This is a genomic window from Pseudomonas sp. FSL W5-0203 (assembly GCF_001896155.1).
Lineage (GTDB): Bacteria > Pseudomonadota > Gammaproteobacteria > Pseudomonadales > Pseudomonadaceae > Aquipseudomonas > Aquipseudomonas paracarnis.
In genome coordinates this window covers 1-23,610 of the sequence record NZ_MPOR01000030.1, presented here as the reverse complement: position 1 = coordinate 23,610, position 23,610 = coordinate 1, and the positions used below count along the sequence as shown (strand labels likewise).

Sequence of the window (23,610 nt, the reverse complement as noted above, 5' to 3'; positions counted from 1 at the left end):
ATGATTTTTTGGCTGTATTTATATTCTGTAAAAGACACTTCCATCTTTGCTGTACGAAACTTCTTTATTCTTTCTGAAGGGCCGAAAGTCGCCTGAAATCGCTAAGCTTTAGCGCATTCAGGTGCTTTTTCTCAATCCAAATGGCGTTGACGAGGGAAAGCTGTTCAAACGAAAAGTTGAAGACGGGTAACAAAGGATGGTTAACGCGTTTGTTTCGTCACGTTTCAAATTGGTCCTTGCAGGTATAAAGACAGATTTTCAGATAGTGGCATTCAAAGGCAGCGAAGCCCTCGACCAGCCCTACTTTATACAGGTGCAGTTAGTCAGCGAAGACCCCTCCCTTGACCTGGAGGCATTGCTTCATCAACCCGCCTATCTGCACTTGGGCGAAGCAGGTCAGGGCTTGCATGGGCAAATCTTTGCCATCGGTCGGGATGATCCCGGTATGCGGCTCGCCCTTTATCACCTGACACTGGCGCCACGTCTGGCATCCCTTGCCTATCGTTGCGACCAGCGGGTTTTCCAGCAGCGCAGCGTACCGCAGATCATTGTTGCGGTCCTCGAACAGCACGGCATCTTCGCCGACGCCTATGCCTTTGAGCTCGGGCCGGTGGTGTATCCACCACGCGCCTTTTGCGTGCAGTACAGGGAGTCCGACCTGCATTTCATCCAACGGCTGTGTGAAGAGGAGGGCATTCACTATCACTTTCGTCACAGCGCAGAGAATCATCTGCTGGTGTTTGGTGATGACCAGACGGTGTTTCGCCGGTTGCCGGTACAGCGTTATTGTTCCTCGGCTGATCCATCGCTTGGGGCCCCGGTCGTCCAACGTTTCGACCGGCGCCTGGTCACGCGCAGCCGGCGCACCGTACGTCGTGACTATGACTTTGAGCACCCTTCGTTTCGCCTGCATGACCAAGCCGGTGCCGGGCCGGCGGATCCTTTGGAAGACTATGGCTACCCTGCTGGCTTTACGAGCCATGCACGTGGTGCGAAGCTGGCGCGACGCAGCCTGGAGCGTCACCAGCGTGATCGCCATCGAGTGCTGGGCAAGAGCGATCAACCGGCGCTATGCAGTGGCCACTTCCTTGAACTGTGCGATCACCCGGACCCAGCCTGCAACGACTTATGGTTGCTGACCTCGGTGCGTCATGAGGGTTACCAGCCGCAGGTGCTGGAGGAGTCGATCGTTGATGCCAATGGGTTCCAAGGCTATCGCAACCGGTTCACTGCAACCCCCTGGCGCGCAGTGCATCGACCTGCCCTCAAGCACCCCAAACCGACGATCAGTGGCAGCCAGACCGCGACGGTAACCGGGCCTGCCGGCGAGGACGTGCACTGCGATGCCTATGGCCGTGTGAAGGTGCGCTTTCATTGGGATCGCGCGGACAAGGGCGACGAGACGAGCAGTTGTTGGCTGCGCGTGGCGTCCGGTTGGGCGGGTGATGGGTTTGGCGCCATGGTCATTCCACGGGTGGGCATGGAAGTGCTGGTGAGCTTTTTGGAGGGCGACCCGGACCAACCCCTTGTCACCAGTTGCCTGCCCAATGCATCGCACTTGCCGGCGTACGCTTTGCCGCAGCACAAGACACGCAGCGTACTGCGTAGCCGCAGCTCGCCGGGCGGCGGAGGCGCCAACGAGTTGCACTTGGAAGACCGGCGCGGCGAAGAACTCATCTACCTGCGTGCCCAGCGTGACCTGGAGCAACGGGTGGGGCATGACAGTCGCCTGGAGGTGGAGGGCGATAGCGTGACTCGCGTTGGCAAGAGCTTGTTGATCGAAGCCGGGCAGCAGGTTCATCTCAAGGCCGGCGCCAGCCTGGTGATAGAGGCCGGCGCACAACTGAGCTTGAAGGCAGGCGGGGAACACCTGGTGATGCAAGCCGGCAGTATTTCCAGCAGCCGGTCCATCACTCTGGGCGGTTCGCCGTCTGCAAGCCGTTCGGTGAACCCATCAGGGGTTGCCGGCACGCAAATCTCTGCTGTGCAAAACGTCATCATGGACTTGGCCAAGCAACTGGGCGCCGACTTTTGCCCTCTGTGCGAAGGCTGCCGCGAAGGCCTGTGCGATATCCCAGGGAGGGCGGCCTGATGGACAGCTTGCTCCATTGTTGGATGGCCCAACAACAGCAGAGCGGACACCCATTGTGCCTGATGCTTGATGGTAACCACGAGGCTCGCCAACGCCTGATGGCAAACCGTGCTCCGTCGCACTATTGCAACCTCTACAGCGAGACCGCTGCGGCGGAGTTGGCGAATACAGGCCCGCTCATACTGTTACTGGAACAACTGAATGAGCCTGCCTTGGCCGACCTGTTGCTACACCCCGAGTCGAACTGGGGCTGGCTCGCCAGCCTTTCGGCCAGCGACCTGGTGGGTGTGGCGCGCCATTGGCGCGAGAGACTGCGGGTGGCGCCAGAAGGCCGTCAGGTGCTTTATCGCATTCACGACAATCGCACCCTGGCCCGTGCCTTGGCCCATCTGGGCAAAGAGCATTGGCCCGCCTACCTCGGACCACTGATCAGCGTGTGCTATTGGCATGAAGGCCGTTGGCATCACCACGAAAATCCTGCGCCGGGCGACTACCCTGCGCCTGATCCAGCGCCGTGGCTCGACACACCCAACCCTCACGCCGAAGCCATCCTGCACGCCAATATCCTGCGCTACCTGCTGGCTGAGCACAGTGAAGACCTGGCGGCATTGGTCGAATTCCAAGACCCCAGGATTTGGCTGGCCCAGGTACTGGAGCAGGCACGCAGCTGGCAATGGCGGGAGCCGGCGCAGCTCGAGTTCCTGGTGGTACGCCGGTTGGCAGAGGCGACCGGCAGCAGTGTTATTCATTGGTTACCGAGGATTGGCGAGGCTCCAGGGGAGCATTTTGAACGAGTGATGGAGCAGTGGCACAGCGAGGTAGGGAAAGGTGAATAGGTGGATAGGGTGGGTGCTGGTGGTTATTACGGGTGCGTGGCTTTCGGGGTGTACGGGGAGGACGGTGGAGCGTTTTACATTGGAGGTGGATTTGCCGGCGCAATTTGAACTTAAAACGGCTGCCAACTACCGGCCCGCAACGGGTGAGACCTGCACCTTGCCTCGGCGGCGAGGCAAAAGACCTGAGCGAAAAGTCTTTTTTACAGACTACAAGCCTGTAGCGAGCAGCGTGAGTTATGAGTTGCCATTGACTGAAACGGTAGAGGGTTGTCCATTGGTACTACGCAGTGTGGAGTTTGACTTCTATGCGAAGTGGGGGACGCGGAGTACGGATGTGGGCGGGAATTTCGGGAGTATTTCCATTCGCGACCGTTTGGAGGCCGACCTACCTGGGATGCCCGAGTCGGGTGTGCAGGAAATACGTGGGCAATGTAAATGGCACTTTCGGACGGTCGGGCCTTTGCACGCGATTAGAAAACTTCTGATCTGCAATTCATTGGATTCGATGGGCAAGTTGCAAGAGTCGCGGGTAGGGGGCGTGGCGTACCGGGCGCAGTTACCGGGGAAAAAGCTGAGGTTGGTGCTATCTGTCAGTGAGGATGAGTTACCTGCCTTTGATGATAGGTGGGTAGCTGTGCCGGGTGGATGGCGGCGATGCAGAGGCAAGAGTTTCGAAGACCTTTTTGCATATTGCGCAGGTAACACCACGGACTTCAAACCCATAAAAATGCCGGACGGGCGCATATGCGACGTCTATCCAACATGCCAATAACAAGGACGAATTCATGAAGCTGGATGCATGGAAGCACGCTTTTTTCAGTGAACGAATGCCTGCTTGCGCATTGAAAGGGCACTGGGTAAGTTTTCGTTTAGTCGATATGGCGGGCAATGGAAAAGCCTATGGCGGACTATCATTTTCGGTCCATGACAGTTCAGGGAGGCAGTACGTCGGTAAATTGAATGGTGAGGGTTTTGCCAGTCTGCAGGATTTCTATTGCGGCCCTGTTGTTCTCATGTTGGATGATTTGTATAGCGGGACTGAGGAGCCGTACTACCAGCTAAGAACGCGCCGAACGTACAAACTACCTATCACCGAACTTCAAATTCGCGCTGAGCGAACTTTTTTTGCTAGTGCTGACGGAAGACGCGTTGAGGGGGCGCCTGCCTACCCACAAGCGGATGGAGTTTATCAGGTTGAAGTAAGCGATTTGGTACGCCATAGCGCTCATCTGCCCCGACCTGCTTCGTCAGCTTTGCGACCCAAGCGTCACGCATTGAAAATGATGGCCGATCTGGGCTTCGGCCCGCCTCAGCCCTCATTGGTGGGTATCGTACTGTTCCCCAACAAGCACACCGTTCTAGAAGTACGACCCCTACGGGCGTTACGCCCAATGTTATCCACCGAAGACAGCTTCTGCGCCTTGAACCTATACCAACTGGCATTGTTTGCTGCGTTGAGTTACTGCGATTTTGGGCAGGTCCCCGCAGAAAGACCGTTAGACGAAGTTCGGTTTCCGTTAGATCCGAGCGTTGGAAATTTATTCGCTGAACAGCTTTCGGTGTATCACGAAGCCTGGCGAATTGATCCGAAGCAATCACACCGTTTTTACCCCCTCTACGAAGATATCCCTTACTCCCAACGCTTCGAAATCCTGCCTTTCGATCCGCAGTTGTATCCACAAAATCGCCCGGAACGGAAGGAAGAACAGGAACACCCCGCACGCTTGCACTTTTTCGATGATGAAAAATTCGGTACTGACACCCAGGCTTTCATCACCCACCACGATGAAGTCATCCTGATTTCTGTGCGAGGAACGGTCAGCCGTGCCGACGCATTACGTGACGCCGACGCCCATCAGGTGGCTTTTGAAGGCGGTATTGGAAAAGCACACGATGGTTTTTACCAGGCCTATCGGGCTATGCGTAATTTCGTATTGCAATATCTTGATCAGTTTCACACAGGTCAGCGCATCGTAATTTGCGGTCACAGCCTCGGCGGCGCCATTGCATTGCTATTGGCCGAAGGACTGCGCCGAACCCCAGACGCCCACTACAACATTCTGCTCTACACCTACGGCGCCCCCCGCGCCGCCGACGCCGAATTCACTGCCGGCGCCTCAACATTGGTCCACCACCGCATCGTCAACCACAACGACCCTGTCCCCAGCGTCCCGGCACCCTGGATGAATACCACCGCCAAGCTCTGGATTCCCGGAGCCATCACGCTATTCAGCCACCCCGTGCCCGGTGGCCTGTTGTTCGCCGCAGGGCTGGTGCGGGTGGGTGGTAACCCTTATCGACATCATGGCGAGCAATATCACTTCATGCCGATCACGCTCCCGGATGGCAGCCACTCCTCGGTGTTATGGAAGCCTGGCTGTGAATCCCTCCAAGAAGCGGGTTGCAACCGCGCATTGCAACTGCAGGGCGACATGCCCGAGCGCGATAATGTGCTGAGGCAGCTGTTTCAAGCCGACCAGCACTTCATGACCACCAGCTACATCCCCGCGGCGTGGGCGACATTGCGCCGCTGGCAACAAACCCTGGAGAGTGAGGGCGCGTTGGTGACTCAGAGGGAGTTCGAGCTGCTCGACCGGGCCTTTGAAGACATGCGCGAGCAACTCCGGGCCAAGCGGCGTGAACTTGCGCTACGGCGCCCTGCCAATGATCGTAGCCATGAACCTACTGATGCCTTGAACGCAGAGATCGACCGGTTGCACACCAGTCGTGAGCGCTTGGCAAGCCTGCGCTGGCGACGCCTGGAAGCCCGCGATGTCTACGGCAGCCATGCCCGTTCTGCACATCTCCAATCGAGCCTCAAACGTTGGTTCAGCCACCGCGAGAATCGTGAGCCGGCCCAATTCGCCAGCATCCCGCCGCCTGCCCACGACGAACAGGCACGGGGGCAAACGCTGGACATCGACTCAATCGTCTAACCCGCGCGGTTACATAAACTCTACCTGCGCCGGTTGCCGCTTCATCAGCACCTTGCCGTTGCGAATCGAGTACAGCGGCAAGCCCTGGCTACGTATGACTTCGTAGTCGCTGTCGGCCGACAGGATCAACAGGTTAGCCGGGCGGCCTGCTTGCAACCCATAACGATCACCCAGGGCCATGGCTTTGGCACTGTTGTCGGTGACCAGGTCCAGGGCGTTTTGCAAATTGCGGTAACCGAGCATATGACAGATGTGCAGACCGGCCTCCAGTACTCGCAGAATGTTGCCGTTACCCAGCGGGTACCAGGGATCGACGATGGAATCCTGGCCGAAACACACGTTCATGCCGGCCTCAAGCAGTTCGTTCACACGGGTGACACCGCGCCGTTTCGGGAAGTTGTCGAAGCGGCCCTGCAGGTGGATGCTTTCGGTGGGGCACGAGACAAAGCTGATGCCGGAATGCCCCAGCAGGCGAAACAGCTTGGCGCAGTAAGCATTGTCGTAGGAACCCATGGCGGTGGTATGGCTGGCGGTCACGCGGGCACCCATGTCGCGGCTGCGGGCTTCTTCCGCTAGGACTTCGAGAAAGCGTGAGTGGGGGTCGTCGGTTTCGTCACAGTGCACGTCCACCAGGCAGCCAGTACGTTCGGCCAGGTCCATGAGGAACTTCACCGAACTCACGCCTTGGTCGCGGGTGTATTCGAAGTGGGGGATGCCACCGATCACATCGGCACCCAGGCGAATGGCTTCTTCCATCAACTCATGACCATTGCGGAAGGACTCGATGCCTTCCTGGGGAAAGGCGACGATTTGCAAATCGATCAGGTGCGTGCTCTCTTCACGTACCTCCAGCAGGGCCTTGAGTGCAGTAAGGTCTGGGTCGGTGACGTCGACATGGGTGCGCACATGCTGGATGCCATGGGCGGCGAGGGTCTGAATGGTTTTTTTGGCCCGGGCCTTGGTGTCTTCCAGAGTAATGGTGGCCTTGCGTTCGCCCCAGCACTCGATGCCTTCAAACAGCGTACCGCTCATGTTCCAGCGCGGCTCGCCGGCGGTGAGGGTGGCGTCGAGGTGGATGTGGGGCTCGACAAAGGGCGGTATGACCAGGTTGCCGGCGGCGTCCAAGTCGCCGGCCATCAGCGCCGGCTCCCCCGTTTGCGCAGTGATGCTGGCGATCCGGCCGTGTTCCAGGTGCAGATCATGCAGGCCTTCACGGTTGCGCAGGCGGGCATTGATGATGTGCATGGGCAAGTTCCTCTTGGCTAAAAACAATCAGGCAGACAGCCGCCAGATCCTCAGGGCGATACCGATGTCCAGGCGGTCATGGCGCGTAGTATGGCGCTGAGCAGCACATAGGTCAGCGATGCGGCAAAAATTCCCACCAACGGCGCGACCCACGGCGAGTTGAATGCGACCACGGTGCCCACCCCATACGCGATCAGACCTGGCCAATTGAACGCCGGTAAGCGAGCCTCTGCCAAGCGGGGATAGTGGCCGCGATAGCGATAAAAGAAGTCCGCCATGATCACGCCTCCTATCGGCGGGATGACCGTACCCAGCAGGATCAGGTACGGCACCAGCAGGTCGTACATGCCGAACAAGGCGAGCAGGGTGCCGATCACCGCGCCGGCCAGGGTCACGCTCTTGCGACGCTGGGTGCGCAGCAAGTTGCAACCGGCGACGGCGAAGTTGTAGATGGTGTTGTCCTGGGTGCTCCAGATATTGAGCAGCAACATCGCCATCGCCGCCGTGGCGAAACCTTGCAGCAGCAAGACCTCCACCACATCCGGTTGCTGATAGACGATGGCGCCATAGGCCCCGATCAGCACCATCAAGCCGTTGCCGACAAAAAAGCCGATCAGGCTGGCCAGCACCGCAACCTTGGCCGAGCGCGAAAACCGTGTCCAGTTGGTGGCCTGAGTTGCCCCGCTGACAAAGGTCCCGAACACCAGCGTGATGGCGGTGGACAAGTCCAGCTCAGCGCTGGGCACCACCGCCAGCAGCCCCTCCAGCCCGCCGACCTTCACGGTGGCGACCCACATCGACAGCGTCAACAGAATGCCCATGGCCGGCACCGCGATGTAGGACAGGATTTCCAAGCCGCGATACCCCACGTAGGCGGTGGCGCAGAACAGTAAGCCAAATACCACCATCAGCCCCAGCACACTGCCCTGGCTCAATTGGAAATACTTGCCCAATACCACCGCAGCCGTGGCCGTGCCCCAGGCATACCAGCCGATCTGGGTAAAACCGAGGATCAAGTCACTGAGTTTGCTGCCCACTTCGCCAAAGCAGAAACGCCCCATCAACACCGAGTTCAAGCCGCTCTTGAACGCGATGTAACCCAAGCCTGCGGCGTAGATACCCAACAACAGGTTACCCAGGGCCACGACGCCGAGCATATCCATGAAGCTGAACGCTACCCCCAGCTTGCCGCCGGCGAACATGGTCGCGGTAAAAAAGGTGAACCCCAGCAACACCATGGCCGTAGAGGCCAGGCCCTTACGCGCGTGCAAGGGGACTTCGCTGAGAGGGTAGTCGTTGCCGGGTTCTTGCTGCGTCATGGGGGCTGCTCCCTGAGTGGTGACCCAGGTCGTGTGCATCCTGCGTGCCAATGCAGGTGCAGGCAGGTATGGGCTGACGGGAGCAAGCCTTTTATAAGGTCGCCCCCTCCCAATCAGCGCAAAAGCAGTGCAGCGGTGAGCCAAACTGGCTCAGTCGAACAGCGTCTGTGCGGGTTTCCCAAATGGATCAGCCCGCCGGCGCTTCGAAAAAAACCACCCGCAGGTGGTTCTTACTCACCGCGATAGATGCAGCCACTGGTGCACGTCTCGTGGATACGGATCGCACTGAGTTCCGGCAGCAAGGGTTTCAGTTCATTCCAGATCCACTTGGCCAGCACTTCGCTGGTGGGGTTTTCCAGGCCGGGAATGTCATTGAGGTAGTTGTGGTCGAGGCGTTCATAGAGCGGCTTGAAAATCGCTTTGATCTCCGAGAAGTCGCGAATCCAGCCGGTATGGGGATCCAGGTCGCCGCTCAGGTGGATGGCCACCTTGAACGAGTGCCCATGCAGACGCCCGCATTTGTGGCCTTCCGGTACGTGGGGCAGGCGATGGGCGGATTCGAATGTAAATTCCTTGAAGATTTCCACAGTGTTTTCAGCTCGGTCAGGTGTCTGGCAGGCGGCGAGTTTAACAGTTTGATCAACCTCTGCGCATACCGCCCCTCGGCCGCAGGCACCCATGCGGTCAAAGGGTTAGCAAACGGTCGCCGAGCTTGCCGTTATCCGCCAATGCCAAAAACTCATCTCCCAGTCGTTGGCTCTCGCTCATGGCAGTTTGCCAATATTTGTTGCGGCCTGGATCATCGCCCATGAAACGCTTGAAGTCGCTGCGGTCTGGCAGCTTGCCGTGGGGCAGGCGGGCCAGGTAGTCCCTGGACGGCGCCAGCAGTAACACATCCTGCAAGCCCTGCTGGTTGCTGCGTCGCCATGGCAGGCCCTTGTCGAACCAGCCGGGGATGACCCGGTCGGTAAAGTGCGGGTACAGCACAATGTCATCGCCGTGGTAGGGCAGGTCGAGGTGGTAATCCAACAGGCCGCCGTCGCGGTAGGTGCCGACCCCGGCACCGGGCAGGTCGCGCACGCCTTGCATGACCATGGGGATCGAGCCGGACGCGAGCAACGCCTGGCGCAGGTTGCCCACGTCCAGGGTGAGGAAGCGCGAGGGGAAATCTTTCAGGGGGTGTACCGGAGGCGCCTGACGCGGGTCGTGGATGATCAGCCGTTCGAAATGCCGCGACAGCCGTGCGCGGCCCCGCAGATTATCGGCAATCACCGATGACAGGCCCAGCCCCAGCCGCCCACGGTGGTCATCGGCGAGCAATCCGTGGCTCTTGACCACCATGATGTTCAGCCGATAGTCGGGGTTGTCCAGCACCCGCGCATCGCGCCCGGCCAGCAGGTCGTCGAGCATGCGTTGGCAGCTCTGGCTGACTTGCGCCATGGTCACGCCTTTGGCAAAGCGCTGCTCGTTGTACAGGCGGCCCAGGTCGAGCAAACCTTGCACCGGGTCGGGCAGGCAGGCGCTGGCGAACCGCCACGAGCCGATGGACGCGCCGATCAGCGCACGCTCGCGCGGCGCACGGGGCAACCAGTCACCGAACAGCACCAGGTCCAGCCCTTGGATACCCAGGGCCTTGGGGCCGCCCGCCGCGCCGGGGAGGATACCGACGTCGGCAGGCGCAAGGCCCTGCTCGCGGATGCGGGTGAAGGCGCGTTTGCCGGCCTTGAGGGTCAAGGCCGGGAACTTGATATGGATGGCTGTCATACCGGTCTCTGTTGAGGCGAGCGGGGCAGTATAAGAAATCTCGCAGGCAGTGGGAAAAATGGCTTAACCGGAATTGCCATGGTGGCAATTCAGTTTCAGTTAAGTTGCAGCGCGTACCGTGGCCGGCGTAGGAAAACATCATGTAACGGAGACTTATCATGAAGCGCCTCACTGCCCTGGGCGCCGCCGCTATCATCCTCGTTACGGCGACCCCGGCCGCCGCCGTGGACCCCGACAAGCCACTGATCGTGCCGGCCACTGTTACAATTGTCGCTTTCGATCAATTGGACGCTACGGCCCTGGCCCTTCACCCTGGTTCGACGCTGCTGGACACCGATTTGGATGAGGAATACGGCAAGTACGTTTATGAAGTCGAGCTACGAGATACCGACGGCATTGAATGGGATGTTGAATTGAATGCGCTCACCGGGCAGGTTCTCAAGAATCATCAGGATACGTAATGAAGGTAAATTTACGCGTCGGCAGTCGCGTGGCGCTGGTGCTCATGGTGTTTTGTTCCAGCCTGGCGGCCCGCGACCTCAACCAGGACGAAGCCCTGGCCCTGCGCCAGCAAGGCGTGATCCTGCCATTGGAACAGCTGTTGCAGCAGGCCATGGCGCGATACCCCGGCTCGCGGCTGCTGGAGGCCGAACTGGAAAAGAAACACGGGCAATACGCCTATGAAGTGGAACTGGTGACCACCGAGGGCGTGGTGCGCGAGATCAAGCTGGATGCCACCAATGGCGACCTGATCAAAGATGAGGAAGACTGATGCGCCTGCTCCTGGTGGAAGACAACGTGCCCCTGGCCGACGAACTGATGGCCGGCCTGCAGCGCCAGGGTTATGCAGTCGACTGGCTGGCCGACGGCCGGGACGCCGTGTATCAAGGGCGCAGCGAGCCCTATGACTTGATCATTCTCGACCTTGGCCTGCCCGGTTTGCCCGGGCTTGATGTGCTGGCCCAATGGCGCGCCGCCGCGTTGGCCATCCCGGTGCTGATCCTTACCGCCCGCGATTCCTGGGCCGAGCGTATCGAAGGGCTCAAGGCCGGCGCCGATGATTACCTGAGCAAACCCTTTCACCCTGAAGAGCTGTACCTGCGCATCCAGTCGCTGCTGCGCCGCTCCCACGGCCAGACGAACCAGCCCACCCTGCAAGCCGCCGGCCTGCATTTGGATGAAGGGCGCCAGTGCGTGCTACGTGACGGCGCCGAGATCCAACTGACGGCTGCCGAGTTTCGCTTGTTACGCTATTTCATGCTGCATCCCGAACAGATCCTGTCCAAAAGCCACCTTGCCGAGCACTTGTATGACGGCGAGACCGAGCGCGACTCCAATGTGCTGGAGGTGCACGTCAACCACCTGCGGCGCAAATTGGGACGCAGCGTGATCGAGACCCGACGCGGTCAGGGTTACCGATTCGGCGCCACTCCGGCATGAGGTCGATCCAGCGGCGCTTGAGCCTGGGGTTGATCAGCGTGATGGTGATCGTCGGCGTGGTGCTGGCGCAAACCAGCCTGTGGTTGTTCGAGGCGGGTTTGCAGCGCTACCTTGAAGCGGGCTTGCGCAACGACAGCGAAAACCTGCTGGTGGCGCTGGTGCGTGGGCCCAACGGAGTGCAGTTGGATGAGCAACGCCTGTCGCCGGCGTACCAACGGCCATTTTCCGGGCATTACTTTCGTATCGACTTTGCCGATGTGCATTGGCGCTCCCGCTCACTGTGGGACCAGGAACTGCCCCGGCTCCCGGTGGCGGGGCTCAAGGGCAACCTGCAACTGGGACCCGAAGGCCAGCAACTGTTGGTGCTGCGCTCGGACTACAAGCGCTTTGGCCAATCGATTTCCATCAGCGTGGCCCAGGACTACACGCCTGTGCGCGAGAGCTTTCGCCTGATGCGTCAGGTCGGCCTGGTGATGGGGCTGGCGGCGCTGCTGCTGGTGCTGATCCTGCAACGGGTCACCGTGCGCCGTGCCCTGCGCCCCCTGGAGACCGCACGTAACCAGATCGCCCAACTGCAACAAGGCCAGCGCTCGCAACTCGATACTCAGGTGCCGCTTGAGCTGGAGCCACTGGTGGCGCAAATCAACCACCTGTTGGCGCACACCGAAGACAGCCTCAAGCGCTCGCGCAACGCCCTCGGCAACCTGGGGCATGCGCTGAAAACCCCGCTGGCAGTGTTGTTGAGCGCGGCCTCCAGTGACGCCCTCAAGGATCATCCGCAACTGAGCCAGTTGCTGCGCGAGCAATTGGAGCAGGTGCAGCAGCGCCTCAACCGTGAACTCAACCGTGCGCGCCTGGCGGGTGATGCGCTGCCGGGCGCGTTGTTTGACTGTGAACAAGAACTGCCCGGTTTACTGGCCACCCTGCGCATGATCCACGGCGAACACCTGGACCTCAGCTACCAGGTGGCGCCGGGCCTGCAACTGCCTTGGGACCGTGAAGACCTGCTGGAACTGCTGGGCAACCTGTTGGACAACGCCTGTAAATGGGCGGACGCCGAGGTACGCCTGAGCGTTAGCGAGACGCCCCAGGGCTATCGGCTGGCGGTGGAAGACGACGGCCCCGGCATTCCCGAGGCCCAGCGCGACCAAGTGTTCAGCCGTGGCGCACGCCTGGATGAGCAAAGGGTTGGCCATGGCCTGGGTTTGGGGATCGTGCGGGATATCGTTGAGGTGTGGGGTGGGGTGTTGCAACTGCAAGAGAGCGAGCTGGGTGGGCTCAAGGTATTGATCCAGTTGCCACGGCGCTAGCATTCACACACCACCGCTCAAAATGTGGCAGCTGGCTTGCCTGCGATAGCATCGACTCGGTTTGCCTGACATACCGAGGTGTCTGCATCGCGGGCAAGCCCGGCTCCCACAGTAAAGCCTTGCTACATTCAGACCCTGAACTGATCCATCAACCCCTGCTGCTGATTTGCCAGGCTGTTCAACGCCTGGCTGACCCGCGCCGATTCATTGGCCTGCTCCGACAACGACTCGGTCACATCGCGAATGGTCGCCACGTTGCTGTTGATCTCTTCGGCCACGGCGCTTTGCTCTTCGGCGGCGCTGGCGATTTGCAGGTTCATATCACTGATCACCGTGACCGCATCGCCAATCTGGCGCAAGGCGGTGACGGCCTGGCCGACCTGTTCGACGCTGCCCTGAGCCTGGCGATAGCTGTTGCCCATGGAGCCGACCACGTCGCTGGTACCGGTTTGCAATTGTTCGATCACCAGGCGGGTTTCTTCCACCGATTCCTGGGTGCGCCGCGCCAGGTTGCGCACTTCGTCGGCGACCACGGCAAAACCGCGGCCGGCTTCACCGGCGCGAGCGGCTTCGATGGCGGCGTTGAGCGCCAACAGATTGGTCTGCTCGGCGATGCCGCGAATCACTTCAAGCACCGAGCCGATCTGTTCGCTGTTGGCGGCCAAGCCCTCTACCTGGGTCATGGCGGTGCTCATGTCGGCGGCGAGCTCGCCAATGTTGGCGGTGGTGCGGTCGATAACCGTCAAGCCTTGACGAGTTGCCTGGTCGGCATCTCGGGCGGCTTGGGCCGCTTGGGCGGCGCTGCGGGCCACGTCCTGGGCGGTGGCGCTCATTTCGTGGGATGCGGTAGCCACCTGATCCACCTGGCGGTATTGCTGCTCCATGCCGGCGCTGGTTTGCGTGGCAATGGCCGCGGACTGGTCGGCAGTGCCCCGGGCGTCCTGCACCGAGCGTTTGACCTCGGCAATGATCGGCTGCAGCTTGTCGAGGAAGCGGTTGAACCAGCCGGCCAATTGGCCCAGTTCGTCCTGTTTGGCGTAGGCCAGGCGCCGGGTCAGGTCGCCTTCGCCGCTGGCGATATCCTCAAGCATGTGCGCCACGCCAAGGATTGGCCGGGTCACGCTGCGCGCCATCAGCCACACCAGGATCAAGCCGACCACGGCGGCGAGCAGGCCCAGGCCCAGTTCTAGCAGGGTGCCTTTGGCGTTGTCGGCGTCCAGCTGGTTTTTCAGCGCTTCGGCGGGGGCGACCAGGACTTTTTCCGGTACATCCAGCAATACGCCCCACGCCTTACCGCCGGGAATCGGCGCAAAAGGCGCCAGTACCTTGAGTTGATGGTCGGTGCGCAGGCTGTGGGTCTGGGTACTGCTGGCCAAGGCACTGGTCAACTGTGCGCCGCTGGCCGGGTCGACCTGCTCCAGGCGTTGGCTGAGTTTGCTGGCATCCGGGCTGTAGCCGGCCAGTAAGCCGGTCGGGCTGAGGATGCTGACTTGGGTCTGGCCGTCGTACAGTTTCTGGCTGGCCTGTTGGCTGACCGCCTGCAGGCTGTTGAGGTTGATATCCACCGACAGCGAGGCGATGACTTTGCCATTGACCATCAGCGGGAACACGATGCTGGTCATCAGCACGTTCTGGCCGTCGATCACGTAGAAGTAGGGCTCGATCACGCAGGGTTTGAGAGTCGTGCGCGGGCAGGTGAACCAGGCGTTGGCTTTTTCGCCGCTGGGGCCGATGGAGGTGTCGGCCATGTCGCTCTCGGGCAGTGCCATCGAGGTGATTTTCCCCGGTGTCGGTTGCGACCAGTACAGCGCGAAGCGGCCTTTGTCATTGCTGCCCAGTTCTGCCTGGTTGGCGAACAGTTCGTCTTTGCCGTCCAGCGCATTGGCTTCGAACACCAGGGACAGGCCGAGCAGGTCGGGGTTGGCCTGCAGGGCGGCCTTGACCTGGCGGGTCAGGTCTTCACGGGTGTCGAAGGCATCGAGAAAGCGCTTCTCGGCCTGTTCGCGCAAAAACAGCACCTGGCGGGAAAAACCATGGCCGTATTGGTAGGCATCCATGAACTGCTGGCGAATGCCCAGCGCTTGCACTTCGCCTTGGGCCTCGATGCGCGACTGGGCGGCTTCGTCGAGCATCTGCATGCTGGACGCCTTGACCTGCTGGGAGCTCTGCGCCATGCGATACAGCGACAGACCCACCAGCAGGGTCACGATCCCCAGCAGGCAGAGGCCCGCCAGCAGGGTGATTTTCCATTGAATGGAGAGCTGCCTGAGCGACATCGGGACATCCTTACCTGAAAGCACATAGAGACAGCGTATCGGCCAGCGCCTGTAATTCTTTATGCGTGCAGAGGGCTTTGCCTCACCACAGTTTTTGACATGACAGCCCAGCTCCTGCAAAGTGCGCGCCCTCTAATAAGACCTCTTTCAAGCTTGCACGCCGGCAGCTGTTCCCATGGGCCGCGCGCGGGCATGCCTGTCTTTTTTGTTTCTGCTTGAGGTAACCATGATTAACGCAGTCATCGCCGCGGTCGGCACCATGCTGGTACTCAGCCTGTCCCGCGTGCACGTGGTCATCGCCATTATCGTCGGCGCCCTGGTGGGCGGCTTGACCGGTGGCCTGGGTATCGAGGCCACGCTCAAGGCCTTCAACGGCGGGCTGGGCGGCGGCGCAACCGTGGCCTTGTCCTACGCATTGCTCGGGGCTTTCGCCGTGGCGATTGCCAAGTCCGGGCTGGCCCATGCGCTGGCGGACAAAGCCTTGCTGCTGGTGGACCGCCAGGACGCCAGCGGTGGCAACCACGTCAAATGGCTGCTGATCGGCCTGTTGTGGGTGGTGGCGATTGCCTCGCAGAACATCTTGCCGATCCACATTGCGTTTATTCCGCTGCTGGTACCGCCGCTGCTGTATGTGCTGACCAAGCTGCAACTGGACCGTCGCCTGATCGCCTGCGTGATGACCTTCGGCCTGATCACCCCGTACATGTTTCTGCCGGTGGGCTTTGGCAATATCTTCCTCAATCAGATCCTGCTGGCCAACGTCGCCAAGAGCGGGGTGGATATCAGCGGGGTCAATGTCACCCACGCCATGGGCTTGCCGGCGCTGGGCATGGTGGTCGGCCTGCTGGTGGCGGTGTTGATCAGCTACCGCAAAAAGCGTGTGTACGACCTGAAGAAAATCGAGCGTGTCGAGCAAGTGGCGGTGCAGTACAACCCGCTGACCCTGCTGGTGGCCGGCCTGGCGATTGCCTCGGCGTTCATCATCCAGTTGTGGCTGGACTCGATGATCATCGGCGCCCTGGCCGGGTTCCTGATCTTCTCGGTGTCGGGCATCGTGCGCTGGCGCGACACCGATGACCTGTTCACCGAAGGCATGAAGATGATGGCGATGATCGGTTTCATCATGATCGCGTCCTCAGGTTTTGCCGAAGTGCTCAAGGCGACCGGTGACGTGAACTCGCTGGTGCAGGCCTCGGCAGCGTTCATCGGTCATAGCCGGGGCGTTGGCGCGTTGTTGATGCTGCTGGTGGGGTTGTTGGTGACCATGGGCATCGGCTCGTCGTTTTCCACGGTGCCGATCCTCGCGGCGATTTTCGTGCCGCTGTGTGTGCAGTTGGGCTTCAGCCCGGTGGCCATCGTGTGCATCGTTGGTACCGCCGGTGCCTTGGGCGACGCCGGTTCGCCCGCTTCGGACTCCACCCTCGGCCCCACCTCCGGCCTGAACATTGACGGCCAGCACCACCATATCTGGGACACCGTGGTACCGACCTTCCTGCACTACAACCTGCCGCTGCTGGCGTTCGGCTGGCTGGCTGCGATGACGCTCTGATCCAAGTGAGCCCCCTGTGGCCAGAGATTGCTCCCGCTGGGCTGCGAAGCAGCCCCAAAAAACTTGCGGGCGCTGCGCACCCGAGCGGGAGCAAGCTCTGGCCACACAAGCTCGCGCCTACAGTAATCGCTCACATGGCCGTTAACCTCTCAAGTCGCCACTAACAAGAGAGAAAAGCCATGCGTCTGAGTTTGAAGGCCAAAGTCCTGGCCCTTGCTGTCGTGCCGGTGTTGTTGTTTGCCGTGGTCATCAGCCTGACCACCGTGTGGATTCTGCAGGGCCAGGCCCGCAACGAGGTGGATGAAACCCGTCAGCGCCTGCTCAACGACGCCAAGGCCACCCTGCAAGGTTATGTCGAGGTGGCTATGACCACCATCAAGCCGCTCTACGACGCGGCAGCCCCCGGCGACAGCGCGGCGCGGGCGCAGGTGGTCAAGTTGTTATCCAATACCAGCTACGGCAAAGACGGCTATTTCTTCGGCTACGACTCCGAGACCATCCGCCTGTTCAAGGGCAACAGCCCGGACGGCGTAGGCAAAAGCTTCAAGGACAACCGCGACCCCAACGGCGTCTACGTCAACCGCGACCTGGTCAAGGTCGGCAAGGACGGCACCCACTACCTGCAATACAGCTCGACCCAGCCCGGCCAGACCGAACTGGTGCCCAAGCTCGGCTATACCGAGTACCTGCCCAAGTGGGACATGGTGATCGGCACCTCGGTGAACCTCGATGGCATCGACGCCCAAGTGGCGGTGGTGCAGGCAAAAGTCGAGAAGCGCATGCAAGGCGTGCTGTTGAGCATCCTCGGCGTGGCCGTGGTGGTGTTGCTGGTGATCGCCGCCGTGGGCATGCTGCTGGCCAATACCATCTTGCGTCCGCTGCACCTGATGAAAGCCAACCTCGATGACATCGCCGCGGGTGAAGGTGACCTGACCCGCCGCCTGGCCATTACCAGCCAGGATGAACTCGGCGACCTGGCCGGTGCATTCAACCGCTTTGTCGATAAAATCCACGGCCTGGTGCGCCAGATCACCGACATGACCGCCCAACTCACCGGGCTGGTGAGCCAGGTGTCCGACCAAGCCCAGCGTTCCGAACAGGCCATGGAACGCCAGCGCCACGAGACCGACCAGGTGGCCACTGCGATCAACCAGATGTCTTCGGCGGCGCACGAAGTGGCACGCAGTGCCCAAGGCGCCGCCGTCGCTGCGCAGCAGACCGACGCCGAAGGCCAGGCCGCCAAACGTGTGGTAGACGGCAGCATCGCGCAGATCCATGCGCTGGTGAACGACATCCGCAGCAGCGGCGTGTCCCTGGACAGCCTGCAGCAGGACGTATCGTCAATCGTCAGTGTGCTCGGCGTGATCCGCTCCATCGCCGAGCAAACCAACCTGCTGGCGCTCAACGCTGCCATCGAGGCCGCACGGGCCGGGGAGGCTGGGCGTGGCTTTGCCGTAGTCGCCGATGAAGTGCGCGCCCTGGCCAGTCGCACCCAAACCAGCACCCAGGAAATCCAGGGCATGATCGATCGCCTGCAAAAAGGCACCGAGGCGGCCGTGGACGCTATGCGCCGCTCCAGCGATGCCGGCGACGGCACCTCGGCCCAGGCCAACCAGGCCGGCGCGTCCCTGGACACCATGGCGCAACTGATTGGCACCATCAACTCAATGAACGCCCAGATCGCCAGCGCCGCGGAAGAGCAGACCGCCGTGGCGGAAGAGATCAACCGCAGCGTGCATCAGATTGCGGTAGCGGTGGACAGCGTGGCGGACGAAACCCAACTGGGCGCTCAAACGTCTCGCAGTCTGGCCGACCTGGGCCAGCGCCTCGGGCAGTTGGTGGGCCAGTTCAGGATCTGATCCATTCAACCCATGGCAGGGTTTAAACGTCGCGCATCAGCAGGCCAAAGCGCAGGTCCATCTGCGCCGGAATCGGCACATACACCGTATGCCCGTCCCCCGGCGCCACCTCAATGCTTTCGCCCTTGGCGTTATGCAGGCTCGGCAAGTCAAAATGAAAATTGCCCGCGGGCGTCATCAACTCCAGGTGGTCGCCCAGCGCAAAGCGGTTCTTGACCTTCACCTCGGCCAACGCGCCACGGCGCTCGCCGGTCAGCTCCCCGACAAACTGCTGGCGCTCGGAAACCGAGCTGCCGTTCTGGTAGTTCTGGTATTCATCGTGCACGTGGCGGCGCAGAAAACCTTCGGTGTAGCCACGCTGGGCCAGGGACTCGAGGTTGGTCATCAAGCCGCGGTCAAACGCCCGGCCGGCCACTGCGTCATCGATGGCCTGGCGGTACACCTGGGTGGTGCGCGCGCAGTAGAAATGGGACTTGGTGCGGCCTTCGATCTTCAACGAATGCACGCCCATCTGTGCCAGGCGTTCCACATGCTGCACGGCCCGCAGGTCCTTGGCGTTCATGATGTAGGTGCCATGTTCGTCTTCGAAAGCGGGCATGGAGTCATCGGGGCGATTGGCTTCCTGTAACAGGAACACCTGATCGGTGGGCGTGCCGATCCCTAATGTGGGTTGATATTCATGGACGATATCGCCAGTGGCATTCTCCACTGCCGGCGTGGCCTGGTATTTCCAGCGGCAGGCATTGGTGCAGGTGCCCTGGTTGGCATCGCGCTTGTTCATGTAGCCCGACAGCAGGCACCGCCCGGAATAGGCCATGCACAAGGCGCCATGTACAAACACCTCCAACTCCATCGCCGGCACTTGCTGGCGGATTTCGCCGATCTCTTCCAGGGACAGCTCCCGCGACAGAATCACCCTGCAAATGCCTTGTTGCTGCCAGAACGCCACGCTGGCCCAGTTCACCGTATTGGCCTGTACCGACAGGTGAATCGGCATCTGCGGGAAGTGCTGGCGCACCAGCATGATCAACCCCGGGTCGGACATGATCAGCGCATCCGGGCCCATGGCGATCACCGGCGCCAGGTCCTTGAGGAAGGTCTTGAGCTTGGCGTTGTGGGGCGCAATGTTCACCACCACGTAGAAGCGCTTGCCCAGGTCATGGGCTTCGTGGATGCCGAGGGCCAGGTTGGCGTGGTCGAACTCGTTGTTGCGCACCCGCAGGCTGTAGCGCGGTTGGCCGGCATAGACCGCATCGGCACCGTAGGCGAAGGCGTAGCGCATGTTTTTCAGGGTGCCGGCAGGGGCGAGCAGTTCGGGGGCAATCATCGAGGGCATGGCTGTAGGTCGCAAAAGGCGCGAGGGTAGTGCAGGGCCGGGCGCCGTTCATTGATCCACGTCTACGCATGGCGATCTATGCTTGTTCGATAAACAAGGGCACTCCCACGTTTGGCTGCGGACTAAGCAACAGGGCCGCCATCGGCCCTGTTTTTCTGACATGGACCGGACATGAATCAAACCAACCTGCAATTCAAAACCCTGTTGCTGCTACTGGCCTTGGTCACCGTGGCTTTTATCTGGATATTGCTGCCGTTCTACGGCGCGGTGTTCTGGGCCGTGATCCTGGGCATTATCTTTGCGCCGATGCAGCGCCGCCTGCAGCAGCGTTTTAGCTGGAACCGCAACCTGACCTCCCTGACCACCTTGATGGTGTGCCTGGTGATCGCGATTCTGCCGGTGATCATCACCAGTGCTTTGCTGGTGCAAGAGGGGGCCACGCTCTACAAAAACATCGAGAGCGGCAAACTCGACGTAGCGGGTTATATCGAGCAATTCAAGAACGTCCTACCACCGTATTTCCAGCAGTTGCTCGACCGTTTTGGCATGGGCAACCTCGAAGGGCTGCGGGAAAAGGTCGTCAAGGGCGCGATGCAGGGCAGTCAGTTCTTTGCCTCCCAGGCGTTCAGCTTCGGCCAGGGGACGTTTGATTTCCTGGTGAGCTTTTTCATCATGCTGTACCTGCTGTTTTTCCTACTGCGCGATGGCCCGGAACTGGTACGCAAAGTGCGCACAGCCGTACCGTTGGCCGAGCCGCAAAAGCGTCGCCTGCAGCTCAAGTTCAACCGCGTGGTGCGCGCCACGGTCAAGGGCAACGTGCTGGTGGCTGTGACCCAAGGTGCGCTGGGAGGTTTGATCTTCTGGTTCCTGGACATCCCCAGTGCCTTGCTCTGGGCCGTGCTGATGGCGTTCCTGTCGCTATTGCCAGCGGTGGGTGCCGGGCTGGTCTGGGGGCCGGTGGCGGTTTACTTCCTGTTGAGCGGTTCGATCTGGCAGGGCGTGGTGCTGGGGCTGTTCGGGGTGTTCGTGATTGGCCTGGTGGACAACGTACTGCGCCCGATCCTGGTGGGCAAGGACACCAAGATGCCGGACTACCTGATCCTGATCTCGACCTTGGGTGGCCTGTCGGTGTTCGGCCTTAACGGCTTTGTCATCGGGCCGCTGGTGGCGGCGTTGTTCATGTCGTGCTGGGCGTTGTTCGTCGAAACCAAGCCGCGGGTCAAGTTGCCGCTGCCATAGCGTTCAGGCTTCTAGCCTGAAGTCGGTTGCCATTCGGCGTTGTGTTTCGGCATCCGATAACGAAGTGAGCGGGCCGCTGATCGGCTCGCCATCGCGCACCACATACCAGCAGGCGAGCAAGCCCAGTTTGCGCAGAGGGGCGGGGACGGCGCTACCGATGACAGACATGATTTGAACAGTGGGCATAAGTACCTCCAAACGTTATGGAGGTCACCTTACGGTTTGCCGGTGCTTGGGAAAAATCACCTGGCTCGATAGTCGACATCAATGCCAGGCGTTAATCCACCACCTGGTCGAGCATGTTCACCACTTCGTGCTCACTGAGCAGGCCCTTGCGCACCAGGTTTTCGGCCAGCAATGCCAGGAACTTGGCGCTGCGATGGCCTTCAAGGTGCTTGAGTTCAGTCAAAGCGTTATAGACCTTGCTGGAGGTGCACAGGCCGGCGGTGCGGTGCGGGTTTTGCGTGGGCATGGTCAATCGTCCTTAATTGTTATTGGCTGGACTGGGTCGATAGTGCGACTGTTTTGTGACGCAAACATGACAGCGCAGCCCGCCATCGATCAAGAGGATATTCGACGCTCATGATGTGGGATTGGCGCTCGTGCGTTGTTCTCACAGCGACATCGGCAGGATAAATCCGGACTTTTCAGGCAAAAAAAGGCCCCGCGTGTGGGCGAGGCCTGTGTCTGTCAATGGATTAAAACTTACCAACCATGGCGGTAGTAGCCGTGGGGCGGGCCGTAGTAGCCGCGAGGTGGCCCATAATAACCGCGCGGTGGGCCGTAATAGACGGGCGCCGGGCGGTAGTAAACCTGCTGTTGCACATACACTGGTGGCGGTGGCGCGTAGTAGACCGGCGGCGGCGCGGCATACACCGGCTGCGGCTGCACATACACCGGTTGTTGCACGTACACCTCACGCGGCTGGCTGGCAACCACAGAGCCGACTACCGCTGCGCCGACAAGCGCACCGAACACGGCCGGGCCACCCCAACCACCACCGTGGGCGGAAGCTTGGCCGGCCATTGCGAGTGCGCCGATAAGCAAGGCGATCCTGGGAAGTTTACGCATGATGGTCATTCCTCAATTAGCCCCTGCGCTTGTGGTCTGCAATCAATAGACTCAAGGATTGTCGCGGGGATACTTTTAAGACAACGTATTTCGAGAAAACAGCACGGCCAGTGAGTAAAGGTTGTGTAAGGTCTGTACCGATTTGCTTACTTCAAGGAGTTATCCATGCAGATGCACCCCAACAAGGACACCCAACTGTGCATGTCACTGTCGGCGCGCCCTGGGAACTTTGGCCTGCGTTTTCATAACCACCTGTATGAACAACTGGGTCTGAATTTTTACTATAAAGCCTTCAGCAGCCAGGACCTGCCCGGCGCGATCGGCGGTATCCGCGCCCTGGGTGTGCGCGGTTGCGGGGTGTCCATGCCGTTCAAGGAGGCTGCCATTGCCTTGGTGGACGAACTCGACGATTCGGTTCAAGCCATCGACTCCCTGAACACCATCGTCAACACCAACGGCCACCTCAAGGCTTACAACACCGACTACATCGCCATCGAGCAACTGTTGAAAAAACACGCGGTACCCAAGGACTCCAGCTTCGCCCTGCGCGGCAGCGGCGGCATGGCCAAGGCGGTCGCCAGTGCCTTGCGTGACGGGGGGTACGCCAATGGCGTGATCGTGGCACGTAATGAGGTGGCGGGCCAGGCATTGGCCAGGAACCTGGGGTACGCGTGGCAGGCGGATCTGGGCAGCCTGCGGCCACAGATGCTGATCAACGTGACGCCCATTGGCATGACCGGCGGTGCGGAAGCGGATGCGTTGGCGTTTGACGCCGAGGCAATCGATCAGGCCGAGACGGTCTTCGATGTGGTGGCGATCCCAGCGGAAACACCGTTGATCGTGCGTGGCCGTGCCCAGGGCAAGCGGGTGATTACCGGGCTGGAAGTGATCGCTATCCAGGCGTTGGAGCAGTTTGTGCTTTATACCGGTGTGCGGCCTACGCAGGAGCAGTTCGAGGCAGCGGTGGCCTTCGCCCGCAGCTAAAGCCTTACGCACAACCATTCGGTGATCTAACTGACGCGCACGCGATCCAACTGTGGGAGCTGGCTCGCCTGCGATGGCGGCCTGCCAGGCGACGGCTATCTACCTGACACCCCACGATCCAACTGTGGGAGCTGGCTTGCCTGCGAAGACGGCCTCACAGTCGACGCCGTAATACCGAGTACATATCCATTCCTGCGGTAACGGCTACTTAGGGTTCCGCTTTTACAGCGGCTCACTTTTGAAAAGAGCCCAAAAGTAAGCAAAAGGCTCTTGCCCCACCACTCGGCACCTCGCCTAGGCTCGGTGTGCCCGAACGCAGGCTTGAATCCGTGGGCCGCCGCCACGCGCCATCCA

The 23,610-nt window shown here is 60.6% G+C and carries 21 protein-coding genes and 2 pseudogenes; 13 read left to right on the top strand and 10 right to left on the bottom strand.

Annotation, left to right across the window (positions count from 1 at the left end):
• The first annotated feature begins 196 nt into the window (after nucleotides 1-196).
• The 4 genes from tssI to BOP96_RS22000 are packed head-to-tail and all read left to right on the top strand — an operon-like array spanning nucleotide 197 to nucleotide 5,864.
• The gene (tssI, locus tag BOP96_RS22015) at nucleotides 197-2,092 is read left to right on the top strand and encodes a type VI secretion system tip protein TssI/VgrG (protein ID WP_003190245.1); all 1,896 of its coding nucleotides are present in this window, start codon (nucleotides 197-199) and stop codon (nucleotides 2,090-2,092) included.
• Nucleotides 2,092-2,928 carry a DUF4123 domain-containing protein gene (locus tag BOP96_RS22010; protein WP_060767125.1) on the top strand — a complete coding sequence of 279 codons (837 nt, stop codon included), beginning with the start codon at nucleotides 2,092-2,094 and terminating at the stop codon, nucleotides 2,926-2,928. Before tssI ends, BOP96_RS22010 begins: the two co-directional genes overlap by 1 nt.
• A complete protein-coding gene (locus BOP96_RS30645; protein WP_373420032.1) occupies nucleotides 2,921-3,700 on the top strand; it encodes a hypothetical protein in 780 nt (259 codons plus the stop codon). Before BOP96_RS22010 ends, BOP96_RS30645 begins: the two co-directional genes overlap by 8 nt.
• A gap of 13 nt (nucleotides 3,701-3,713) precedes the next feature.
• Nucleotides 3,714-5,864 (top strand): lipase family protein, encoded by a 2,151-nt coding sequence (locus BOP96_RS22000; protein ID WP_060767126.1) that lies wholly within the window; start codon nucleotides 3,714-3,716, stop codon nucleotides 5,862-5,864.
• Nucleotides 5,865-5,873: 9 nt separating this feature from the next.
• Here BOP96_RS22000 and codA read toward each other — a convergent pair whose 3' ends face one another.
• From codA to BOP96_RS21980, 4 genes are all read right to left on the bottom strand, one after another.
• Nucleotides 5,874-7,109 (bottom strand): cytosine deaminase, encoded by a 1,236-nt coding sequence (gene codA, locus BOP96_RS21995; RefSeq protein WP_060767127.1) that lies wholly within the window; start codon nucleotides 7,107-7,109, stop codon nucleotides 5,874-5,876.
• 50 nt (nucleotides 7,110-7,159) lie between these two features.
• Nucleotides 7,160-8,428, bottom strand: coding sequence for a cytosine permease (gene codB / locus BOP96_RS21990; protein WP_014717865.1), 1,269 nt, complete (start codon nucleotides 8,426-8,428; stop codon nucleotides 7,160-7,162).
• Nucleotides 8,429-8,658: 230 nt separating this feature from the next.
• The gene (queD, locus tag BOP96_RS21985; protein WP_003190259.1) at nucleotides 8,659-9,015 is read right to left on the bottom strand and encodes a 6-carboxytetrahydropterin synthase QueD; all 357 of its coding nucleotides are present in this window, start codon (nucleotides 9,013-9,015) and stop codon (nucleotides 8,659-8,661) included.
• 97 nt (nucleotides 9,016-9,112) lie between these two features.
• Nucleotides 9,113-10,192, bottom strand: a complete 1,080-nt coding sequence (locus BOP96_RS21980) for a hypothetical protein (protein WP_060767128.1) — start codon at nucleotides 10,190-10,192, stop codon at nucleotides 9,113-9,115.
• 158 nt (nucleotides 10,193-10,350) lie between these two features.
• Between BOP96_RS21980 and BOP96_RS21975 the strand changes: the two genes are divergently transcribed.
• The 4 genes from BOP96_RS21975 to BOP96_RS21960 are packed head-to-tail and all read left to right on the top strand — an operon-like array spanning nucleotide 10,351 to nucleotide 12,942.
• Nucleotides 10,351-10,653: a PepSY domain-containing protein gene (locus BOP96_RS21975; protein WP_014717943.1), complete on the top strand. Its 303-nt coding sequence runs from the start codon at nucleotides 10,351-10,353 to the stop codon at nucleotides 10,651-10,653.
• On the top strand, nucleotides 10,653-10,964 hold the full coding sequence (locus BOP96_RS21970) for a PepSY domain-containing protein (protein WP_003190266.1): 312 nt from the start codon (nucleotides 10,653-10,655) through the stop codon (nucleotides 10,962-10,964). The genes BOP96_RS21975 and BOP96_RS21970 overlap by 1 nt, the downstream gene beginning before the upstream one ends.
• Entirely contained in the window at nucleotides 10,964-11,632 is a 669-nt protein-coding gene (locus tag BOP96_RS21965) for a response regulator transcription factor (RefSeq protein ID WP_003190268.1), read from the top strand. The genes BOP96_RS21970 and BOP96_RS21965 overlap by 1 nt, the downstream gene beginning before the upstream one ends.
• A complete protein-coding gene (locus BOP96_RS21960; protein ID WP_014717944.1) occupies nucleotides 11,629-12,942 on the top strand; it encodes a sensor histidine kinase in 1,314 nt (437 codons plus the stop codon). Before BOP96_RS21965 ends, BOP96_RS21960 begins: the two co-directional genes overlap by 4 nt.
• A gap of 128 nt (nucleotides 12,943-13,070) precedes the next feature.
• Here the strand turns inward: BOP96_RS21960 and BOP96_RS30965 are convergent, their stop codons facing one another.
• Together BOP96_RS30965 and BOP96_RS30960 are read right to left on the bottom strand one after the other, a co-directional pair.
• Nucleotides 13,071-13,826, bottom strand: a complete 756-nt coding sequence (locus BOP96_RS30965; RefSeq protein WP_370694801.1) for a methyl-accepting chemotaxis protein — start codon at nucleotides 13,824-13,826, stop codon at nucleotides 13,071-13,073.
• A gap of 102 nt (nucleotides 13,827-13,928) precedes the next feature.
• Nucleotides 13,929-14,075, bottom strand: a pseudogene (locus tag BOP96_RS30960) (HAMP domain-containing protein); the annotation flags it as partial.
• Nucleotides 14,076-15,447: 1,372 nt separating this feature from the next.
• Here BOP96_RS30960 and BOP96_RS21950 point away from each other — a divergent pair.
• The 3 genes and pseudogenes from BOP96_RS21950 to BOP96_RS30950 all read left to right on the top strand — a co-directional run bounded on the left by BOP96_RS21950 (nucleotide 15,448) and on the right by BOP96_RS30950 (nucleotide 18,626).
• On the top strand, nucleotides 15,448-16,767 hold the full coding sequence (locus BOP96_RS21950) for a Na+/H+ antiporter family protein (RefSeq protein WP_161793214.1): 1,320 nt from the start codon (nucleotides 15,448-15,450) through the stop codon (nucleotides 16,765-16,767).
• Between the two features lie 179 nt (nucleotides 16,768-16,946).
• Nucleotides 16,947-17,768 (top strand): annotated as a pseudogene (locus BOP96_RS30955) (cache domain-containing protein); the annotation flags it as partial.
• A 36-nt stretch (nucleotides 17,769-17,804) separates the two neighbouring features.
• Complete coding sequence (locus BOP96_RS30950; RefSeq protein ID WP_370874666.1) at nucleotides 17,805-18,626, top strand: methyl-accepting chemotaxis protein; 822 nt, start codon at nucleotides 17,805-17,807, stop codon at nucleotides 18,624-18,626.
• Between the two features lie 22 nt (nucleotides 18,627-18,648).
• Here BOP96_RS30950 and trhP read toward each other — a convergent pair whose 3' ends face one another.
• A complete protein-coding gene (gene trhP / locus BOP96_RS21940) occupies nucleotides 18,649-19,962 on the bottom strand; it encodes a prephenate-dependent tRNA uridine(34) hydroxylase TrhP (RefSeq protein ID WP_072435681.1) in 1,314 nt (437 codons plus the stop codon).
• Between the two features lie 171 nt (nucleotides 19,963-20,133).
• Between trhP and BOP96_RS21935 the strand changes: the two genes are divergently transcribed.
• Nucleotides 20,134-21,201, top strand: a complete 1,068-nt coding sequence (locus tag BOP96_RS21935; protein WP_019818663.1) for an AI-2E family transporter — start codon at nucleotides 20,134-20,136, stop codon at nucleotides 21,199-21,201.
• A gap of 3 nt (nucleotides 21,202-21,204) precedes the next feature.
• Here BOP96_RS21935 and BOP96_RS21930 read toward each other — a convergent pair whose 3' ends face one another.
• The 3 genes from BOP96_RS21930 to BOP96_RS21920 form a co-directional block, all read right to left on the bottom strand.
• The gene (locus tag BOP96_RS21930) at nucleotides 21,205-21,387 is read right to left on the bottom strand and encodes a hypothetical protein (RefSeq protein WP_003190283.1); all 183 of its coding nucleotides are present in this window, start codon (nucleotides 21,385-21,387) and stop codon (nucleotides 21,205-21,207) included.
• Nucleotides 21,388-21,478: 91 nt separating this feature from the next.
• On the bottom strand, nucleotides 21,479-21,673 hold the full coding sequence (locus BOP96_RS21925; RefSeq protein WP_014717949.1) for a hypothetical protein: 195 nt from the start codon (nucleotides 21,671-21,673) through the stop codon (nucleotides 21,479-21,481).
• Between the two features lie 233 nt (nucleotides 21,674-21,906).
• A complete protein-coding gene (locus BOP96_RS21920; RefSeq protein WP_019818659.1) occupies nucleotides 21,907-22,281 on the bottom strand; it encodes a hypothetical protein in 375 nt (124 codons plus the stop codon).
• 156 nt (nucleotides 22,282-22,437) lie between these two features.
• Between BOP96_RS21920 and BOP96_RS21915 the strand changes: the two genes are divergently transcribed.
• Complete coding sequence (locus tag BOP96_RS21915; protein ID WP_014717950.1) at nucleotides 22,438-23,256, top strand: shikimate 5-dehydrogenase; 819 nt, start codon at nucleotides 22,438-22,440, stop codon at nucleotides 23,254-23,256.
• The last annotated feature ends 354 nt before the right edge of the window (nucleotides 23,257-23,610 follow it).

Excerpts from the sequence above, each read along its gene's own strand:
- tssI (WP_003190245.1), top strand. The coding sequence starts at position 197 with ATGGTTAACGCGTTTGTTTCGTCACGTTTCAAATTGGTCCTTGCAGGT.
- BOP96_RS22010 (WP_060767125.1), top strand. The coding sequence starts at position 2,092 with ATGGACAGCTTGCTCCATTGTTGGATGGCCCAACAACAGCAGAGCGGA.
- BOP96_RS22000 (WP_060767126.1), top strand. The coding sequence starts at position 3,714 with ATGAAGCTGGATGCATGGAAGCACGCTTTTTTCAGTGAACGAATGCCT.
- codA (WP_060767127.1), bottom strand. The coding sequence starts at position 7,109 with ATGCACATCATCAATGCCCGCCTGCGCAACCGTGAAGGCCTGCATGAT.
- codB (WP_014717865.1), bottom strand. The coding sequence starts at position 8,428 with ATGACGCAGCAAGAACCCGGCAACGACTACCCTCTCAGCGAAGTCCCC.
- BOP96_RS21980 (WP_060767128.1), bottom strand. The coding sequence starts at position 10,192 with ATGACAGCCATCCATATCAAGTTCCCGGCCTTGACCCTCAAGGCCGGC.
- BOP96_RS21975 (WP_014717943.1), top strand. The coding sequence starts at position 10,351 with ATGAAGCGCCTCACTGCCCTGGGCGCCGCCGCTATCATCCTCGTTACG.
- BOP96_RS21970 (WP_003190266.1), top strand. The coding sequence starts at position 10,653 with ATGAAGGTAAATTTACGCGTCGGCAGTCGCGTGGCGCTGGTGCTCATG.
- BOP96_RS21965 (WP_003190268.1), top strand. The coding sequence starts at position 10,964 with ATGCGCCTGCTCCTGGTGGAAGACAACGTGCCCCTGGCCGACGAACTG.
- BOP96_RS21960 (WP_014717944.1), top strand. The coding sequence starts at position 11,629 with ATGAGGTCGATCCAGCGGCGCTTGAGCCTGGGGTTGATCAGCGTGATG.
- BOP96_RS30965 (WP_370694801.1), bottom strand. The coding sequence starts at position 13,826 with ATGGAGCAGCAATACCGCCAGGTGGATCAGGTGGCTACCGCATCCCAC.
- BOP96_RS30950 (WP_370874666.1), top strand. The coding sequence starts at position 17,805 with ATGACCGCCCAACTCACCGGGCTGGTGAGCCAGGTGTCCGACCAAGCC.
- trhP (WP_072435681.1), bottom strand. The coding sequence starts at position 19,962 with ATGCCCTCGATGATTGCCCCCGAACTGCTCGCCCCTGCCGGCACCCTG.
- BOP96_RS21935 (WP_019818663.1), top strand. The coding sequence starts at position 20,134 with ATGAATCAAACCAACCTGCAATTCAAAACCCTGTTGCTGCTACTGGCC.
- BOP96_RS21930 (WP_003190283.1), bottom strand. The coding sequence starts at position 21,387 with ATGCCCACTGTTCAAATCATGTCTGTCATCGGTAGCGCCGTCCCCGCC.
- BOP96_RS21925 (WP_014717949.1), bottom strand. The coding sequence starts at position 21,673 with ATGCCCACGCAAAACCCGCACCGCACCGCCGGCCTGTGCACCTCCAGC.
- BOP96_RS21920 (WP_019818659.1), bottom strand. The coding sequence starts at position 22,281 with ATGACCATCATGCGTAAACTTCCCAGGATCGCCTTGCTTATCGGCGCA.
- BOP96_RS21915 (WP_014717950.1), top strand. The coding sequence starts at position 22,438 with ATGCAGATGCACCCCAACAAGGACACCCAACTGTGCATGTCACTGTCG.